The sequence below is a fragment of the Castellaniella denitrificans genome, assembly GCF_042653765.1.
In the GTDB taxonomy this organism is placed as follows: domain Bacteria; phylum Pseudomonadota; class Gammaproteobacteria; order Burkholderiales; family Burkholderiaceae_B; genus Castellaniella; species Castellaniella denitrificans.
Map to the genome: position 1 here is coordinate 137,289 of NZ_JBHSEZ010000028.1, position 16,142 is coordinate 153,430.

Annotated in this window: 16 protein-coding genes; all 16 read left to right on the forward strand. The window is 69.2% G+C overall.

All coding sequences use genetic code 11. The annotated features are described in order from the left end of the window. Window positions 1–89: 89 nt before the first annotated feature. The 16 genes from ndk (at window position 90) to ACFO27_RS12815 (ending at window position 15,998) form a co-directional block, all read left to right on the forward strand. Window positions 90–515, forward strand: coding sequence for a nucleoside-diphosphate kinase (gene ndk, locus ACFO27_RS12740; RefSeq protein ID WP_376817662.1), 426 nt, complete (start codon window positions 90–92; stop codon window positions 513–515). A 57-nt stretch (window positions 516–572) separates the two neighbouring features. After that, window positions 573–1,724, forward strand: coding sequence for a dual-specificity RNA methyltransferase RlmN (gene rlmN, locus ACFO27_RS12745; protein ID WP_376817663.1), 1,152 nt, complete (start codon window positions 573–575; stop codon window positions 1,722–1,724). Next, on the forward strand, window positions 1,721–2,224 hold the full coding sequence (locus ACFO27_RS12750; RefSeq protein ID WP_376817664.1) for a helix-turn-helix domain-containing protein: 504 nt from the start codon (window positions 1,721–1,723) through the stop codon (window positions 2,222–2,224). Before rlmN ends, ACFO27_RS12750 begins: the two co-directional genes overlap by 4 nt. Beyond that, the gene (gene ispG, locus ACFO27_RS12755) at window positions 2,221–3,531 is read left to right on the forward strand and encodes a flavodoxin-dependent (E)-4-hydroxy-3-methylbut-2-enyl-diphosphate synthase (RefSeq protein ID WP_376817665.1); all 1,311 of its coding nucleotides are present in this window, start codon (window positions 2,221–2,223) and stop codon (window positions 3,529–3,531) included. Before ACFO27_RS12750 ends, ispG begins: the two co-directional genes overlap by 4 nt. A 4-nt stretch (window positions 3,532–3,535) precedes the next feature. Beyond that, window positions 3,536–4,819: a histidine--tRNA ligase gene (gene hisS, locus ACFO27_RS12760; protein ID WP_376817666.1), complete on the forward strand. Its 1,284-nt coding sequence runs from the start codon at window positions 3,536–3,538 to the stop codon at window positions 4,817–4,819. Window positions 4,820–4,827: 8 nt separating this feature from the next. Next, a complete protein-coding gene (locus ACFO27_RS12765; RefSeq protein WP_376817667.1) occupies window positions 4,828–5,466 on the forward strand; it encodes a YfgM family protein in 639 nt (212 codons plus the stop codon). Window positions 5,467–5,471: 5 nt separating this feature from the next. Continuing rightward, window positions 5,472–6,623 (forward strand): outer membrane protein assembly factor BamB, encoded by a 1,152-nt coding sequence (bamB, locus tag ACFO27_RS12770; protein ID WP_376817668.1) that lies wholly within the window; start codon window positions 5,472–5,474, stop codon window positions 6,621–6,623. Beyond that, complete coding sequence (gene der, locus ACFO27_RS12775) at window positions 6,616–8,004, forward strand: ribosome biogenesis GTPase Der (RefSeq protein WP_376817669.1); 1,389 nt, start codon at window positions 6,616–6,618, stop codon at window positions 8,002–8,004. The genes bamB and der overlap by 8 nt, the downstream gene beginning before the upstream one ends. After that, entirely contained in the window at window positions 8,001–9,077 is a 1,077-nt protein-coding gene (gene hisC, locus ACFO27_RS12780) for a histidinol-phosphate transaminase (RefSeq protein ID WP_376817670.1), read from the forward strand. Before der ends, hisC begins: the two co-directional genes overlap by 4 nt. Before the next feature lie 90 nt (window positions 9,078–9,167). Continuing rightward, window positions 9,168–9,404 carry an RNA chaperone Hfq gene (gene hfq / locus ACFO27_RS12785; protein WP_043681925.1) on the forward strand — a complete coding sequence of 79 codons (237 nt, stop codon included), beginning with the start codon at window positions 9,168–9,170 and terminating at the stop codon, window positions 9,402–9,404. A gap of 87 nt (window positions 9,405–9,491) precedes the next feature. Next, window positions 9,492–10,598: a GTPase HflX gene (hflX, locus tag ACFO27_RS12790; protein WP_323023809.1), complete on the forward strand. Its 1,107-nt coding sequence runs from the start codon at window positions 9,492–9,494 to the stop codon at window positions 10,596–10,598. Beyond that, a complete protein-coding gene (gene hflK / locus ACFO27_RS12795) occupies window positions 10,567–11,880 on the forward strand; it encodes an FtsH protease activity modulator HflK (protein WP_376817671.1) in 1,314 nt (437 codons plus the stop codon). Before hflX ends, hflK begins: the two co-directional genes overlap by 32 nt. 9 nt (window positions 11,881–11,889) lie before the next feature. Next, window positions 11,890–12,789: a protease modulator HflC gene (hflC, locus tag ACFO27_RS12800; protein ID WP_376817672.1), complete on the forward strand. Its 900-nt coding sequence runs from the start codon at window positions 11,890–11,892 to the stop codon at window positions 12,787–12,789. Between the two features lie 20 nt (window positions 12,790–12,809). Then, entirely contained in the window at window positions 12,810–13,979 is a 1,170-nt protein-coding gene (locus ACFO27_RS12805; RefSeq protein ID WP_376818053.1) for an ATP phosphoribosyltransferase regulatory subunit, read from the forward strand. 84 nt (window positions 13,980–14,063) lie between these two features. Further along, window positions 14,064–15,359, forward strand: a complete 1,296-nt coding sequence (locus tag ACFO27_RS12810) for an adenylosuccinate synthase (protein ID WP_376817673.1) — start codon at window positions 14,064–14,066, stop codon at window positions 15,357–15,359. A 78-nt stretch (window positions 15,360–15,437) separates the two neighbouring features. After that, on the forward strand, window positions 15,438–15,998 hold the full coding sequence (locus tag ACFO27_RS12815; protein WP_376817674.1) for a phosphoribosyltransferase: 561 nt from the start codon (window positions 15,438–15,440) through the stop codon (window positions 15,996–15,998). The last annotated feature ends 144 nt before the right edge of the window (window positions 15,999–16,142 follow it).

Below are 16,142 nucleotides of genomic sequence, written 5' to 3' on the forward strand. Positions count from 1 at the left end.
TCACCTGTCCGGTTTTCCGGGCGGCTGCGGCGGTGTCATTCTACATTTTCACCGGAAACCCCTGTTTCCATTCCCTACCGGAAATTTTCATGGCCATTGAACGCACCCTTTCCATCATCAAGCCCGACGCCGTCGCCAAGAACGCCATCGGCGAGATCGTCGCCCGTTTCGAAAAGGCCGGCCTGACCGTCGTGGCCGCCCAGCTGCGCCAGCTCTCGCGCGGCGAAGCCGAGCGCTTCTACGCCGTGCACAAGGAACGCCCCTTCTTCAAGGACCTGGTCGACTTCATGGTGTCGGGCCCGGTGTTCGTCCAGGTGCTGGAAGGCGAATCCGCCATCTCCAAGAACCGCGACCTGATGGGCGCGACCGATCCCAAGAAGGCCGCGCCGGGCACGATCCGCGCCGACTTCGCCGACAGCATCGACGCCAACGCGGTGCACGGCTCCGACGCGCCGGAAACGGCGGCGGTCGAGATCGCCTTCTTCTTCCCCGAAAGCAACATCCACAGCCGCTGATCGCGGCGCGGTCCCCGGCGTCGCCGGGGGCCGGCCCACTTTGCCGAAGCCTTCCCCATGTCTGGCGCCGAAACCATCAATGTCCTGGGTCTGGACCCGGCCTCCCTCGAAGCCCTCGTGGCGCGGTGGGGCGGCAAGCCCTTCCGCGCGCGCCAACTGTCGCAGTGGGTGCACCAGCGCGGCGTAGACCGCTTCCAGGACATGAGCGACCTGGCCAAGGATTTCCGCGCCCGCCTGGAGGCCGAATGCGTCGTGCAGGCGCCTCCCCTGAACCTGGAAAAGCGCTCCGCCGACGGCACCCGCAAGTGGCTGTTCGACATGGGGCTGGGCAACGCCATCGAGACCGTGTTCATCCCGGAGGACGACCGCGGCACGCTGTGCGTTTCCAGCCAGGCCGGCTGCACCGTGGCCTGTCCGTTCTGCTCCACCGGCTACCAGGGCTTCAGCCGCAACCTGAGCACCGCCGAGATCGTCGGCCAGCTCTGGTACGCCAACCGCGCCCTGCGCGACGACCCGGCGGCCGCGCGGCTGGGCGCCCCAGCGGACGAATCCCACCGGGCCGTCAGCAACGTGGTCATGATGGGCATGGGCGAGCCCCTGCTGAACTACGACCAGGTCCTGGGCGCCTTGCGCCTGATGCTGGACGACCACGCCTACGGCCTGTCGCGCCGCCGCGTGACCGTGTCCACGTCCGGCGTGGTCCCCATGATCGACCGCCTGGCGCGCGACTGCCCGGTGGCGCTGGCGGTGTCGCTGCACGCGCCCAACGACGAACTGCGCGACCGGCTGGTGCCGCTGAACCGCAAGCACCCGCTCGATGAACTGCTGGACGCCTGCAACCGCTACCTGGAGCACGCGCCGCGCGATTTCATCACCTTCGAATATATTATGCTCGACGGGGTGAACGACGCCGACGAGCACGCGCGCCAGCTGATCGAGATCGCGAAGCGGGTGCGCTGCAAGTTCAATCTGATCCCCTTCAATCCCTTTCCGCAGTCCGGCCTGCGGCGTTCCCCGGCGGCGCGCATCCGCCTGTTCTCCCAGCGGCTGACCGACGCGGGGCTGGTGGTGACGGTGCGCAAGACGCGCGGCGACGACATCGACGCCGCCTGCGGACAGCTGGCGGGGGAAGTCCGCGACCGGACGCGCATCACCGAACGGCTGCCCGACCGGGCCAAGATCGTCATACGCAAAAAGGAGCATGGATGAGCGAAACCTCCCTCGAAGGGCTGCGGCGCCAGGATGCGGCCCAAGGCCAGGAGGCGCTGTCGCTGGGCGATGCGCTGAAGGCCATGCGCGAGACGCGCGGCCTGTCGCTGTCCGAAGTCTCCGCGCGCATCAAGTATTCCTCCGTGCAATTGGGCTACCTGGAAGCCTGCGACTGGTCGCGGCTGCCCGAAGGCGTGCCCTTGCGCGGGCTGGTGCGCAACTACGCGCGCTTCCTCGAAACCGACGTGGACGCCGCCCTGAAACTCCTCGACGACGCCGTCGGCCCGACCCGGCCCCGGCCCGCCGTCACGGCCCTGGGCGCGCGGCGCGCCCTGCAGCAGGCCGACATGACGCCCAAGGGCGAGCCGGCCCACCGCACCTGGGCCTGGCTGCTGCTGATCCTGGTGCTGTTCTGCGTGGTCGGCGTGTACGCGGTCAACCGCGGCTGGGTGCCCGAGGAATGGCTGGTGTTCGATTGGCTGAAGGCTTTGCGTCAATGACTCCTGATTCCGTGAATCCCGAACCGGCCGCCGCGCCCCGGCGGCCGACCCGCGCCGTCGCCGTGCGCTGGGGCGGCCACGTGGTCCGGGTGGGTGGCGACGCCCCGGTCGTGGTGCAGTCCATGACCAACACCGACACGGCCGATCCCCGGGCCACCGCGCAGCAGGTGCGCGAGCTCTGGCGGGCCGGCTCCGAACTGGTGCGCGTCACCGTCAACACCCCGGAGGCCGCCGCCCAGGTCGCCGCCCTGCGCGACGAGCTGGACCGCATGAACGTGCCGGTCCCCCTGGTGGGGGACTTCCACTACAACGGCCACAAGCTGCTGACCCAGTTCCCGGACTGCGCCCAGGCGCTGTCCAAGTACCGCATCAACCCCGGCAACATGGGCGGGGGCAAGCGCCGCGACGACAACTTCGCGCAGATGATCGAGGTCGCCTGCCGCCACGACAAGCCGATCCGCATCGGCGTGAACTGGGGCAGCCTGGACCACGAACTGCTGGCGCGGATGATGGACGAGAACGCCGCCCGGCCCGTGCCCTGGTCGGCCAACGCCGTGATGCGCGAGGCCCTGGTGGTCTCGGCCATCAGCAACGCCGGGCGCGCCCAGGAACTGGGCCTGCGCGGCGACGCCATCGTGCTGTCCTGCAAGGTCAGCCACGTCCAGGACCTGATCGCCGTCTACCGCGACCTGTCGCGCCGCTGCGACTACCCGCTGCATCTGGGCCTGACCGAGGCCGGCATGGGCTCCAAGGGCATCGTCGCCTCCACGGCGGCCCTGGCGGTGCTGCTTCAGGAAGGCATCGGCGACACGATCCGCATCTCGCTCACCCCCGAGCCCGGCGGCGACCGCAGCCGCGAAGTCGTCGTCGCCCAGGAAATCCTGCAGACCATGGGCCTGCGGGCCTTCACCCCGATGGTGGTGGCCTGCCCGGGCTGCGGGCGCACCAGCAGCACGGTGTTCCAGGAACTGGCCGCCAGCATCCAGGCCTTCCTGCGCGCGCAGATGCCGGTCTGGAAGACCCGCTACCCGGGCGTCGAGAACATGCACGTGGCCGTCATGGGCTGCGTCGTCAACGGCCCCGGCGAAAGCCGCCACGCCGACATCGGCATCAGCCTGCCGGGCACGGGCGAGGTCCCGTCCGCGCCGGTCTACGTCGACGGCGAGCGCACCGTGACGCTCAAGGGCGACCATATTGCCCAGGAATTCCAGGCCATCGTCGAAAACTACGTGGCCCGGCGCTACGGACGGGAACCGGGCGCCGAGCCCGCGCGCCGCCCGGGCGTCGTGGCGCGCTCCATTGACTGAATCCATGTCCGAATTCAAGAAAGTCGCCGGCCTGACCGGCATGAAGGATGCCTTGCCGCCGGAAACGGCGCGCTGGGAACGGCTCGAGGCCATCGTGCGCGACTGGCTGGCCGGCTACGGCTACCAGAACCTGCGCACGCCGGTGCTGGAGCACACCCGCCTGTTCGCGCGCGGCATCGGCGAGGTCACCGACATCGTCGAAAAGGAAATGTATTCCTTCGTCGACCCCCTGAACGACGAACGCCTGACGATGCGGCCCGAATTCACCGCCGGCATCGTGCGCTCAGTGATCGAGCACAATTTCCTCTACGACCGGCCGCGCCGCGTCTATGCGATGGGGCCGGTGTTCCGGCACGAACGCCCGCAGCGCGGCCGCTACCGCCAGTTCCACCAGATCGACGTCGAGGCCCTGGGCTTTCCCGGGCCGGACGTGGACGCGGAACTGATCCTGATGCTGGCGCGCCTGTGGCGTCTGCTGGGCCTGAAGGACATCCGCCTGGAACTCAATTCCCTGGGCCAGGCGCAAGAGCGCGCCGCCCACCGCGCGGCCCTGGTCGCGCACCTGGAAAAGCACGTCGACGTGCTCGACGAGGAAGCCCGCCGCCGCATGCACAGCAATCCGCTGCGCGTGCTGGACACCAAGAACCCCGCCATGCAGGAGATGGCCAACGCCGCGCCGCGCCTGTTCGACTTCCTGGGCGCCGAGTCCCTGGCGCACTACCGGGGCCTGTGCGACCGGCTGGACGACGCCGGGATCGCCTACACGCTGAATCCGCGCCTGGTGCGCGGGCTGGACTACTACAACCTGACGGTCTTCGAATGGGTCACGGACCGCCTGGGCGCCCAGGGCACGGTCTGCGGCGGCGGCCGCTACGACGGCCTGATCGAACTGCTGGGCGGCAAGCCCGCGCCGGCGGTGGGTTTCGCCATCGGCATGGAACGCCTGCTCGACCTCTGGCAGCAGGACGCGCCCGACCGGGACCCGGCCGAATGCCAGGTCTACCTGGTCCACCAGGGCGACGCCGCCCAGCGGCGCGCGGCGCGATTGGCCGAGTCCCTGCGCGACGCCGGGCTCAGGGCACTTGTCCACGCTGGTTCGACTGGGTTTAAATCACAGTTTCGCCGGGCCGACGCCAGCGGCGCCGTGGCCGCCGTCGTCATCGGCGAGGACGAGCTGGCCTCGGGTCTGGCGACCGTGAAATGGCTGCGCGCCGGCGCCGCCGGGGACGGACAGCAGGAATCGGTCGCCTTCGACCGGCTGGCCGCGCAACTCCAACAAAGGATCTGAACACAGGCATGGCATACGATCTCGAAGAACAGGAAAAACTCGACGCGCTGAAGGCCTGGTGGGAACGCTACGGCACGCTCTCCATGGCCCTGGTCTTCGCCGTGCTGGCCGTGTTCGCCGGCTGGCGCGGCTGGCAATGGTACCAGTCGCACCAGGCCAATCAGGCCATGGGCTACTACGAAGCCCTCGAAGCCGCCGCGGCCCAGCCGGGCGACGACGCCGTGACCCGCATCAAGGCCGCCAGCGCCGCCCTGCGCGAGGATTACGCCGCTTCCGGCTACGCCGCGCGCGGCGTGCTGGTGGCGGCCTGGGCGCTGCAGGAACGCAAGGACCTGGACGGCGCCCGCGAACAGCTCGAATGGCTGGCGCGCGACGAATCCGCGCCCGCGCTGCGCGCCGTGGCCCGCCTGCGCCTGGCCGGCGTGCTGCTGGCCCAGAAGCAGTACGAACCCGCCCTGGCCCAGCTCCAGGGCACGCCGCCCGCCGGCTTCGCCGGCCTGTACGCCGACCGGCGCGGCGACGTCCTGGCCGCCCAGGGGCAGCGCGAGCAGGCCGTCCAGGCCTGGAAAGAAGCCTTGAAGTCCCTGGGCGCGGATCCCGCCGCCCAGATCGTCCAACTGAAAATCGATGCCCTGAACGGAGCCTGACCCTCATGCGATCCTCCTCCCGCCTGTTTCGCGCGGCGCTTGTCGGCCTGGTCGCCGCCGGGCTGTCCGGCTGCGGCCTGTTTTCCCAAACCGACTCCCGCTTCGACCCCGCGCCCCTGACCGACTACGCGCCCTCGCTGGCGGTGTCGGCGCGCTGGTCGGCCTCGATCGGCAGCGGCGGCGGCTACGGCTTCTCCCCCGAACTGGTGGGCGACACCCTGTACGCCGCGACCCCCTCGGGGGCCGTGGCGGCGCTGGACGCCTCCTCCGGCGCGCTGCGCTGGCGCGTCGACGCCGGGCCGCTGTCGGCCGGGGCCGGCAGCGACGGGCGCGTGGTCGCCGTGGCCACCCAGTCCGGCGTGGTCGTGGCCTACGACGCCCAGGGCAAGGAACTCTGGCGCAGCCAGGCCGCCAGCGCCGTCAACGTGCCGCCCGCGGTGGGCAACGGCATCGTCGCGGTGCGCACCACGGATTACCGCATCCAGGCCTTCGACGCGGCCACCGGCAAGCTGCGCTGGAACGTGCAGCGTCCCGGTCCCGCCCTGGCGCTGCGCACCAGCATCCGCATGCTGTCGGTGCCCAACCTGCTGATCGCCGGCATGCCCAACGGCCGCCTGATGGTGATCGACGCGGCCTCCGGCGCCGTGCGCTGGGAAGGTTCGGTCTCCACCTCGCGCGGGGCTTCCGACCTGGAACGCATCACCGACGTGGTCGGCGCGCCCGTCGTCGCCGGCCCCCTGCTGTGCGGCGTCAGCTACCAGGGCCGCACGACCTGCTTCGACGTGTCCCAGGGCGGGCGCGCCGTCTGGTCCCAGGAAGTCTCTTCCGCGACCGGCATGAACACCGACGGCCAGCGCCTCTATCTGGCGGACTCGCGCGACACGGTCCGCGCCCTGGACCTGAAGGACGGCCACGAACTCTGGAAGCAGGCGGCGCTGCTCAACCGCCGCCTGAGCGCCCCCGCGCCGGCGGGCGCCGCCGTGGCCGTGGGCGACTACGAAGGCTACGTGCACTTCCTGTCGCGTGCCGACGGCGCCCTGATGGCCCGCCTGCAGGTGGGCGGCGGACCGGTCGTCTCGGCCCTGGTCTCCACCCCGCGCGGGGTGGTGGTCCAGACGGGCGACGGCAAGCTGATCCTGGTGGGTGTCGGTGGCTGATACGCGCTTCAAGCCGGTCGTGGCCCTGGTCGGGCGCACGAACGTCGGCAAATCGACCCTGTTCAACCGCCTGACGCGTTCGCGCGCGGCGCTGGTCGCGAACATCTCCGGGCTGACCCGCGATCGCCACTACGGCGAGGGGCGGGTGGGCGACCATCCCTACATCGTGGTCGACACCGGGGGCTTCGAGCCTGTCGCCACGCGCGGCATCCTGGTCGAGATGGCGCGCCAGACGGCCCAGGCCATCGCCGAGTCCGACGTGGTGATCTTCCTGGTGGACGGGCGCGAAGGCATCAACGCCCACGACCACGAAATCGCCCGCCTGCTGCGCAAGTCCGGCCAGCGCGTGCTGCTGGCCGTGAACAAGGCCGAGGGCATGCGCCATCACGCCGACCTGGCCCAGTTCCACGAACTGGGGCTGGGCGAGCCGCACCCGATTTCGGCGGCGCACGGCGACGGCGTGTCGGCCCTGGCCGACGAGGCGCTCGCCCCGCTGCTGGCCGAACAGGCCGCGCAGGCCGCCGAGGGCGCCGAGGACACGGACGCGACGGGCGAGGGCGGGGAACCCGACCATCGCATCAAGCTCGCCATCGCCGGGCGGCCGAACGTCGGCAAGTCCACGCTCATCAACACCCTGGTGGGCGAGGACCGCGTCATCGCCTACGACCTGCCGGGCACCACGCGCGACGCCATCGAGATCGAATTCGAACGCGGCGAACGCCGCTACACGCTGATCGACACCGCCGGCCTGCGCCGCCGGGGCAAGGTCTTCGAGACCGTGGAAAAATTCTCGGTCATCAAGACGCTGCAGGCCATCGAGGCCGCCAACGTCGTGCTGCTGCTGATCGACGCGCGCGAAGGCATTTCCGACCAGGACGCGCACATCGCCGGCTTCATCACCGAAGCCGGCCGCGCCCTGGTGGTGGGCCTGAACAAATGGGACGCGGTGAACCACGAGCAGCGCGAATGGGTGCAGCGCGAATACGACCGCAAGCTGCGCTTCCTGTCCTTCGCCCGCGTGCTGCACCTGTCGGCCCTGAAAGGGCAGGGGGTCGGCCCCGTGCTCAAGGCCGTCGAAGCCGCGCACGCCGCCGCCTTCGCCAAGCTGTCCACGCCGAAGCTCACCCGCGTCCTGCAGGCGGCCGTGGAACAGCAGCCGCCGCCGCGCAAGGGTATCTTCCGGCCTAAGATGCGCTACGCCCACCAGGGCGGGCAGAATCCGCCGCGCATCATCATCCACGGCAACGCCCTGGACGCGGTGCCGGATTCCTACCGCCGCTACCTCGAAGGCCAGTTCCGCGACGCCTTCAAGCTGGCCGGCACGCCGCTGTCGGTCGAATTCAAATCCTCGCACAATCCCTATCTGAAGGACGAGTCGTGAGCACGCTCTGGAGCGATCACATCGCCGGCCTGGTTCCCTACGTGCCGGGCGAGCAGGCCCGCATCCCGAACCTGCTGAAGCTGAACACCAACGAGAACCCGTACGGGCCCTCGCCCCGGGCGATCGAGGCCATGCGCGCCGCGCTGTCCGACGACATGCGGCTGTATCCCGATTACCAGGCGCTGGATCTGCGCCGCGCGATCGCGGACCGCTTTGGCCTGGCGCCCGACCAGGTGTTCCTGGGCAACGGTTCCGACGAAATCCTGGCGCACGTGTTCAACGCGCTGTTCCTGCGCGGCGGGCGGCCCCTGTGGCTGCCCGACGTGACCTACAGCTTCTACAAGACCTACTGCCGCCTGTACGACGTGCCGCACCGGCTGATCCCGCTGGACGAGGATTTCGCCCTGCGCGTGGCGGACTACACCGGCGCGGCCGATCCCGAGCCCGCCGGCGTCATCTTCGCCAATCCGAACGCGCCCACCGGCCGCACCCTGTCCCTGGACGAGATCGCCGCCATTGCGCGCGCGCGCCCCGACAGCGCCGTGGTGGTGGACGAGGCCTACGTGGACTTCGGCGCCGAATCGGCGGCCGCGCTGCTCGGCGAATGCCCCAACATCCTGGTCATCCACACCCTGTCCAAGTCCCGTTCCCTGGCGGGCCTGCGGGTGGGCTACGCGCTGGGCGGCACCGACCTGATCGCGGGGCTGACGCGCGTGAAGGACAGCTTCAATTCCTATCCCCTGGACCGCGTGGCCCTGGCCGGCGCCCAGGCGGCGATCGAGGACGAGGCCTGGTTCGACCGCACCCGGCGGGCCGTGATCGACGCCCGCGAACAGTTGGCGCAAGACCTGCATGCCCTGGGCTTCGAAGTCCTGCCTTCGCAGGCCAATTTCGTCTTCGCCCGCCACCCGCGCCGCGACGCCGCCGAAATCGCCGCCGGCCTGCGCGGGACCGGCATCCTGGTGCGGCATTTCCGCGCGCCGCGCATCGACCAGTACCTGCGCATCACCGTGGGCACGCCGGAACAATGCGCCCGCCTGCGCGACGCGCTGCGCGCGCTGCTGGCGGCCTGATCCGGCGGCCCGGCGTTGTTGCAATGCATCAATTCCGAAACGGATTAAAATAGACCCTCCACCATAACTTCAATAACCGGAGCCTCGGCCATGAGCAACAAAGGGCAAATTCTCCAAGACCCATTCCTGAACGCCTTGCGCAAGGACCACGTGCCCGTCTCGATCTACCTGGTCAACGGGATCAAGCTGCAAGGCCAGGTCGAGTCCTTCGATCAGTACGTCGTGCTGCTGCGCAACACAGTCACCCAGATGGTCTACAAGCACGCCATTTCCACCGTCGTGCCCGCCCGTCCCGTTTCTTTCCAGGTGGACGACTCTGCCGAATAAGTCGTTGTTTGTTTTTTTGCCGCCGGGCCGCCCCAAGGCAAAAACGCCCCCTTGGGGATTGAGCCCGGACAGGGGGCGCACAGACACATGAAGTCGCTCGTCATCAGCGTGGACCTGGGCGAACCCGACTACGCGGCCCACGCCGAGGAATTCCTCATGCTCGCCAGCGGGGCGGGGGCCGACATCGTCGAAGTCCTCACCGCCCGGCGCAGCCGGCCGGACGCCGCGGGCTTCATCGGCTCGGGCAAGATCGAGGAAGCCGCCGCCCTGGTCAAGGCCACCGGGGCGGAAGTGGTGCTCTTCGACCAGGCCCTCACGCCCGCCCAGCAGCGCAACCTGGAACGCCACTTCGAGGTCCGCGTCGTCGACCGGGTGGCGCTGATCCTGGACATCTTCGCCCTGCGCGCCAAGAGCCACGAAGGCAAGCTCCAGGTCGAACTGGCCCAGTTGCAGCACCTGTCCACCCGGCTGACCCGGATGTGGACCCACCTGGAACGCCAGCGCGGCGGCATCGGCGTGCGCGGCCCCGGCGAATCGCAGCTGGAAACCGACCGGCGCCTGATCGGCGTGCGCGTGCGCGCCCTGAAGGAACGCCTGGACCGCGTCCAGCGACAGCGCCTGACCCAGCGCCGCGCCCGGGTGCGCGGCAAGACCCTGTCGGTCTCCCTGGTCGGCTACACCAACGCCGGCAAGTCCACCCTGTTCAACGCGCTGACCCGCGCCGACGCCTACGCCGCCGACCAGCTCTTCGCCACGCTGGACACCACGACCCGCCGCGTCTGGATCGAGGGCGCCGGCCAGGTCGTCGTGTCCGACACCGTGGGCTTCATCCGGTCCCTGCCGCCGATGCTGATCGCGGCGTTCCGGGCGACCCTGGAAGAAACCGTCCATGCCGATCTGCTGCTGCACGTGATCGACGCGGCCAGCCCGCAGCGCGACGAGCAGGCCGCGGCCGTCAACCAGGTCCTGCGCGACATCGAGGCCGATGAAATCCCGCAGATCCTGGTCTACAACAAAATCGACACGGCGGGATATGAACCCCGGGTCGAGCGAAATGAACATGGTACGATTGCGCGAGTCTTCGTCAGCGCCCTGCAACGCAGCGGACTGGACGGCTTGCGGCAGTCGATCGTTGAATTTGGTGGGGAGCCTACGGGAAACAATGCGTTTGATGAAACTGTTCAACCTGAATGATCCGGGCTGGGGACGGGGCAACCAGAACCAGAACGACGATCCGCGCGGCAAGCCCGACCAATCCTCCGGCCCTCCCGACCTGGACGAGGTCTGGCGCGATTTCAGCAAGCGCCTGAACGGCCTGTTCGGCCGCCGGGGCGGCGGACGCGGTCCCCGTCCGCCATCGGGCGGCCTGCCGTCCCTGCCCGGGCCGTCGCCCCGCTTCGTCCTGCTGCTGATCGTGGCCGCGGTCCTGCTGTGGCTGGCCAGCGGCTTCATGATCGTCCAGGAAGGCCAGGTGGCCGTCGTCACCCGCTTCGGGCAGTACGTCAAGACGCTCAATCCGGGCCTGCAGTGGCGCCTGCCGTATCCCATTGAAGCCGCCCAGCCGGTCAACATCTCCCAGCTGCGCACCTTCGAGGTCGGCTTCCGCGGCTCGTCGCGCAACAAGGTCCTGCCCGAATCGCTGATGCTCACCAACGACGAGAACATCGTCGACGTGCAGTTCGTGGTGCAGTACCGGCTGCTGCCCGACGGTGCGCCGGCCTACCTGTTCAATACCAGCCAGCCCGACGAATCCGTGCGCCAGGCGGCCGAGACCGCCATGCGCGAGATCGTCGGTCGCAAGCCCATGGACTTCGTCCTGTATTCGGGCCGCACCGAGGTCGCGTCCGAGGTCCAGGCCCTGGCGCAGTCCATCCTGGACCGCTACAAGACCGGGATCCAGATTTCCACCGTGGCTATCCAGAACGTCCAGCCGCCCGAGCAGGTCCAGGCCGCGTTCGACGACGCCGTCAAGGCCGGCCAGGACCGCGAGCGCCAGATCAACGAAGGCAACGCCTACGCCAGCAAGGTGATTCCCGAATCCGAAGGCCAGGCTGCCCGCATGATCCAGGAATCCGAGGGCTACAGCGCCCAGGTCATCGGCCAGGCCCAGGGCGACACCTCGCGCTTCGACAGCATCGCCGCCGAATACGCCAAGGCGCCCGGCGTCACGCGCGAACGCCTGTACCTGGAAACCATGCAGGACATCCTGAGCGACAGCGCGAAGGTCATGATCGACACGCCGGTGGGCAACAACATGCTCTACCTGCCGCTCGACAAGCTCATGGGCCAGGCCGCGCGCGCGGCCGGGGGCTCCTCGTCATCGGGTTCGCACGACGCCGGCTCGTCCGGCGGATCGGCGCCGGCCGCCGCCGGGGCCGCCCAGGCCGCCCAGGGGCAGTCCGGATCCGCCCGCGCGTCGCAGCGCGGCGTGCCGTCCGGCCTGGACAGCCTGATGACCAGCCCGTATTCGAACTAGGAGCCCACGATGCAACGCTTTTTTCCCGCCCTGGTCGGTCTGGTCGTGCTGGTCGCGGTGCTGTCCTCGTGCATGTTCGTCGTGCGCGAGCGCGATGCCGCGCTCCTGTTCGCCCTGGGCGAAGTCCGTGAAACCATCACCAAGCCGGGGCTGTACTTCAAGTTCCCGCCGCCCTTCGAGAACGTCGTCTACCTGGACAAGCGGCTGCAGACCATCGAAACGCGCGATCCGGAACGCATCCAGACCGCCGAAAAGAAGAACCTGCTGATCGATTCCTTCGTCAAGTGGCGCATCGCCGACCCGCGCCAGTACTACGTCACCTTCGGCGCCAACAGCAACGCCGCGGTCGAACGCCTCCAGGCGCAGATCCGCGACGCCCTGAACGCGGCCGTCAACGTGCGCACCGTCAAGCAGGTCGTCTCCAGTGACCGCGACACCATCATGAAGGAAATCCAGACCGCCGTGGCGCGCCGCGCCAAGCCGCTGGGCGTGGACGTGGTCGACGTGCGCCTGCGCCGCATCGACTTCGCGCCGGAAATCTCGGAATCCGTCTACCGGCGCATGGAAGCCGAACGCAAGCAGGAAGCCAACCGCTTGCGGGCCAGCGGCGCGGCCGACAGCGAACGCATCCGCGCCGAGGCCGACCGCAAGCGCCAGGAAATCCTCGCCAAGGCCTACGCCGAATCCCAGGCCAAGCGCGGCGAGGGCGACGCCACCGCGGCCGCCATCTACGCCAAGTCCTACGGCCAGGATCCCGAGTTCTACAGCTTCTACAAGAGCCTCGATGCGTACCGCTCGGCCTTCGCCGACCGCAGCGGCACCCTGGTCCTGAGCCCGGATTCGGACTTCTTCCGCTTCTGGGACCGCGTCCGGGGCGACAAGCCCGCCGCGCAGCCCGCCGCGCGCTGAACGAGGATCGACAGACCATGATGTCAAGCTGGCTGTTGCCGGAAAACCTGTCGGACGTCCTGCCCGCCGAGGCGCGGCGCATCGAGGAATTGCGCCGCGAGCTGCTGGACCTGTACCGGACCTACGGCTTCGAACTCGTCGCGCCGCCCATGGTGGAATACCTGGACTCCCTGATGCCGGCCGACGACGAGGCCTTGCGCCTGCGCACCTGCAAGCTGGTGGACCAGCTCTCGGGCCTGACCATGGGCGTGCGCGCCGACATCACCATCCAGGTTTCGCGCATCGACGCCCATCTGCTCAACCGCGAGGGCGTCACCCGGCTGTGCTATTGCGGGCCCGTGGTGCATGCGCGGGCGGCCGGCCTGATGTCCGACCGCGAGCTGCTGCAGATCGGCGCCGAGATCTTCGGCCACGCCGGCGTGCAGGCCGACATCGAATCGATCCGCCTGGCGCTGGAATCCGTGCGCCGGGCCGGCGTGCGCCAGCCGCGCCTGGACCTGAACCATCCCGGGGTGGGGCGGGCGCTGGTCGACGCCGATCCGGCCCTGGCCGAAGCCGCGGACGCGGTCTTCGAGCTGCTCAGCGCCAAGGACGCCCCCGGCCTGGCGGCCCTGTGCGCCGAATGCGGCGCGCGCGCCGACAGCCTGGACGCGCTGCGCGCCCTGACCACCCTGTACGGCGACCTGACGGTGCTGGACCGCGCCCGCGAATGCCTGCCCGACCTGCCGGCCGTGCGGGCCGCCCTGGACGACCTGCGGACCCTGTGCGCGGCCCTGCCGGACGCGCCGATCGCGCTGGACCTGGCGGACATGGGCGGGGGCTACGGCTACCATTCCGGGGTCATGTTCGCCATCTATGCGGCGGGCTGGCATGACGCCCTGGTGCGCGGCGGCCGCTACGACGGCATCGGCCGCAAGTTCGGCCGCGCCCGGCCGGCCACCGGCTTCAGCCTGGACCTGCGCAAGCTGTCCGCCGGCCTGCCCGACGCGCAGCCCGTCCAGGCCATCCGCGCGCCCTGGTCCGACGATCCCGCCCTGGCGGAAGCCATCCGCGCGCTGCGGGCCCAGGGGCGCATCGTGATCCAGGCGCTGCCGGGCGAGCCCCAGTGTCCGGACGAATTCTTCGTGGATCAGGAATTGGCCGCCACCGGCGACGGCTGGGCGCTGCGGCCCCTGGACGGCGTTGCCTGAAGGCGGCGCTCGTCGAACACTGTCACCGATGGTATAAACTAACCCGTTTCCCATGGCGGCATTCCGTCGCCTTTCGAAAGACCTATGAGCAAGAACATCGTCGTGATCGGCACCCAGTGGGGTGACGAAGGCAAGGGCAAGATCGTCGACTGGCTGGCCGAGTCGGCCCAGGGCGTCGTGCGCTTCCAGGGCGGCCATAACGCCGGCCATACCCTGTGGATCAACGGCCGCAAGACCATCCTGCGCCTGATCCCGTCGGGCATCATGCACCCGCACGTCACCTGCTACATCGGCAACGGCGTGGTGCTCTCGCCCGAGGCCCTGCTCGCCGAGATCGGCGAACTGGAAGCCGCCGGGCTGGACGTGCGCTCGCGCCTGCAGATCTCCGCCGCCTGCCCGCTGATCCTGCCGTACCACGTGGCGCTGGACCAGGCCCGCGAGGCCCGCAAGGGCGAAGGCAAGATCGGCACCACGGGCCGCGGCATCGGCCCCGCGTACGAGGACAAGGTCGCGCGCCGCGCCCTGCGCGTCCAGGACCTGTACGATCCGGCCGTGTTCGACGAAAAGCTCGCCGAAGTCCTGGACTATCACAATTTCGTGCTGACGCAGTACCTGGGCGCCAAGCCGGTGGACGCCGCCCAGGTGCGCGACCTGGTCATGGCGCTGGCGCCGCAGCTCGAACCCATGGTGGCCGACGTCTCCAGCAACCTGTACATCGCGCGCCGCGCCGGGCACAACCTGCTCTTCGAAGGCGCCCAGGGCACGCTGCTGGACATCGACCACGGCACCTATCCCTTCGTTACCAGCAGCAATTGCGTGGCCGGCGCCGCGGCGGCCGGCTCGGGCGTGGGCCCCCAGGCCCTGGACTACGTCCTGGGCATCGCCAAGGCCTACACCACGCGCGTCGGCTCGGGGCCGTTCCCCACCGAGCTGCTGGACGACACCGGACTGCGCCTGGCCACGGTGGGCAAGGAATTCGGCTCGGTCACGGGGCGCCCGCGCCGCTGCGGCTGGTTCGACGGCGCGGCCATGAAGCGCTCGGTTATGATCAACGGCCTGACGGGCCTGTGTATCACCAAGCTGGACGTGCTCGACGGCGTCGAGCAGCTCAAGATCGGCGTGGGCTACCGCTACAAGGGCAAGTTCCTGGACGTGCTGCCCTATGGCGCCCATGCCGCCGCCGAAGCGGAACCCGTGCTGGAAGAAATGGCCGGCTGGTCGGAATCCACGGTGGGCATCACCGAATACGACAAGCTGCCGGTCAACGCGCGCCGCTACCTGGAACGCATCGCCGAAGTCTGCGACGTGCCGATCGACATGGTCTCGACCGGCCCCGACCGGCTGGAGACGATCGTCCTGCGCAACCCCCTCCAGGGTTGATGCGCCGGAAAAACCCCGAAACCGCAAGCCCGCTTGCGGTTTTTTCATTATTCTTCTTCACCGGAACGGGAAATACGGATGAATACCCCATCGAGCACCGAACGCGACCTCTGGGTCAGCTGGGAACAGTACCACGGCCTGATCGAGCGCCTGGCCCTGCAGGTCCATGAATCGGGCTGGGCCTTCGACAAGATCCTCTGTCTGGCGCGCGGCGGCGTGCGGGTGGGCGACGTGCTGTCGCGTATCTTCGACCTGCCGCTGGGCATCCTGGCGACCAGCAGCTACCGCGAGGCGGCCGGCACGGTCCAGGGCCAGCTCGACATCGCCCAGTTCATCACGATCACGCGCGGCACGCTGGACGGCCGGGTGCTGCTGGTGGACGACATGGTGGACACCGGCCTGACCTTCACCCGGGTGCGCGACCACCTGATCAAGCAGTTTCCCGGCATCACCGAACTGCGCACGGCGGTGCTCTGGGTGAAAGGCCATTCCCAGGTGCAGCCCGACTATCACGTCGAGCACCTGCCGACCAATCCGTGGATCCACCAGCCCTTCGAGGACTACGACAGCCTGCGGCCGCACCAGCTGGAATCCTGGATCCGCAAGGGCGTGCGCACGGCGTATCCGGACTCGAAGTGATTCCGGAAGGGCCGGCGGCATGCGGCCCGGCCCGGATGAGCATGGCTTTGCCACGGGATTCATGCTAGAATCTTGCGTCTAACCTTTAACCCCAACCATGGACGCACCGGGTGCTCTGGTTCCCGACGCCCATGAATTTACAGG

Bases quoted from the DNA above. Each gene is read 5' to 3' on its own strand.
- ndk (WP_376817662.1), top strand. From the start codon at position 90: ATGGCCATTGAACGCACCCTTTCCATCATCAAGCCCGACGCCGTCGCC.
- rlmN (WP_376817663.1), top strand. From the start codon at position 573: ATGTCTGGCGCCGAAACCATCAATGTCCTGGGTCTGGACCCGGCCTCC.
- ACFO27_RS12750 (WP_376817664.1), top strand. From the start codon at position 1,721: ATGAGCGAAACCTCCCTCGAAGGGCTGCGGCGCCAGGATGCGGCCCAA.
- ispG (WP_376817665.1), top strand. From the start codon at position 2,221: ATGACTCCTGATTCCGTGAATCCCGAACCGGCCGCCGCGCCCCGGCGG.
- hisS (WP_376817666.1), top strand. From the start codon at position 3,536: ATGTCCGAATTCAAGAAAGTCGCCGGCCTGACCGGCATGAAGGATGCC.
- ACFO27_RS12765 (WP_376817667.1), top strand. From the start codon at position 4,828: ATGGCATACGATCTCGAAGAACAGGAAAAACTCGACGCGCTGAAGGCC.
- bamB (WP_376817668.1), top strand. From the start codon at position 5,472: ATGCGATCCTCCTCCCGCCTGTTTCGCGCGGCGCTTGTCGGCCTGGTC.
- hfq (WP_043681925.1), top strand. From the start codon at position 9,168: ATGAGCAACAAAGGGCAAATTCTCCAAGACCCATTCCTGAACGCCTTG.
- hflX (WP_323023809.1), top strand. From the start codon at position 9,492: ATGAAGTCGCTCGTCATCAGCGTGGACCTGGGCGAACCCGACTACGCG.
- hflK (WP_376817671.1), top strand. From the start codon at position 10,567: ATGCGTTTGATGAAACTGTTCAACCTGAATGATCCGGGCTGGGGACGG.
- hflC (WP_376817672.1), top strand. From the start codon at position 11,890: ATGCAACGCTTTTTTCCCGCCCTGGTCGGTCTGGTCGTGCTGGTCGCG.
- ACFO27_RS12805 (WP_376818053.1), top strand. From the start codon at position 12,810: ATGTCAAGCTGGCTGTTGCCGGAAAACCTGTCGGACGTCCTGCCCGCC.
- ACFO27_RS12810 (WP_376817673.1), top strand. From the start codon at position 14,064: ATGAGCAAGAACATCGTCGTGATCGGCACCCAGTGGGGTGACGAAGGC.
- ACFO27_RS12815 (WP_376817674.1), top strand. From the start codon at position 15,438: ATGAATACCCCATCGAGCACCGAACGCGACCTCTGGGTCAGCTGGGAA.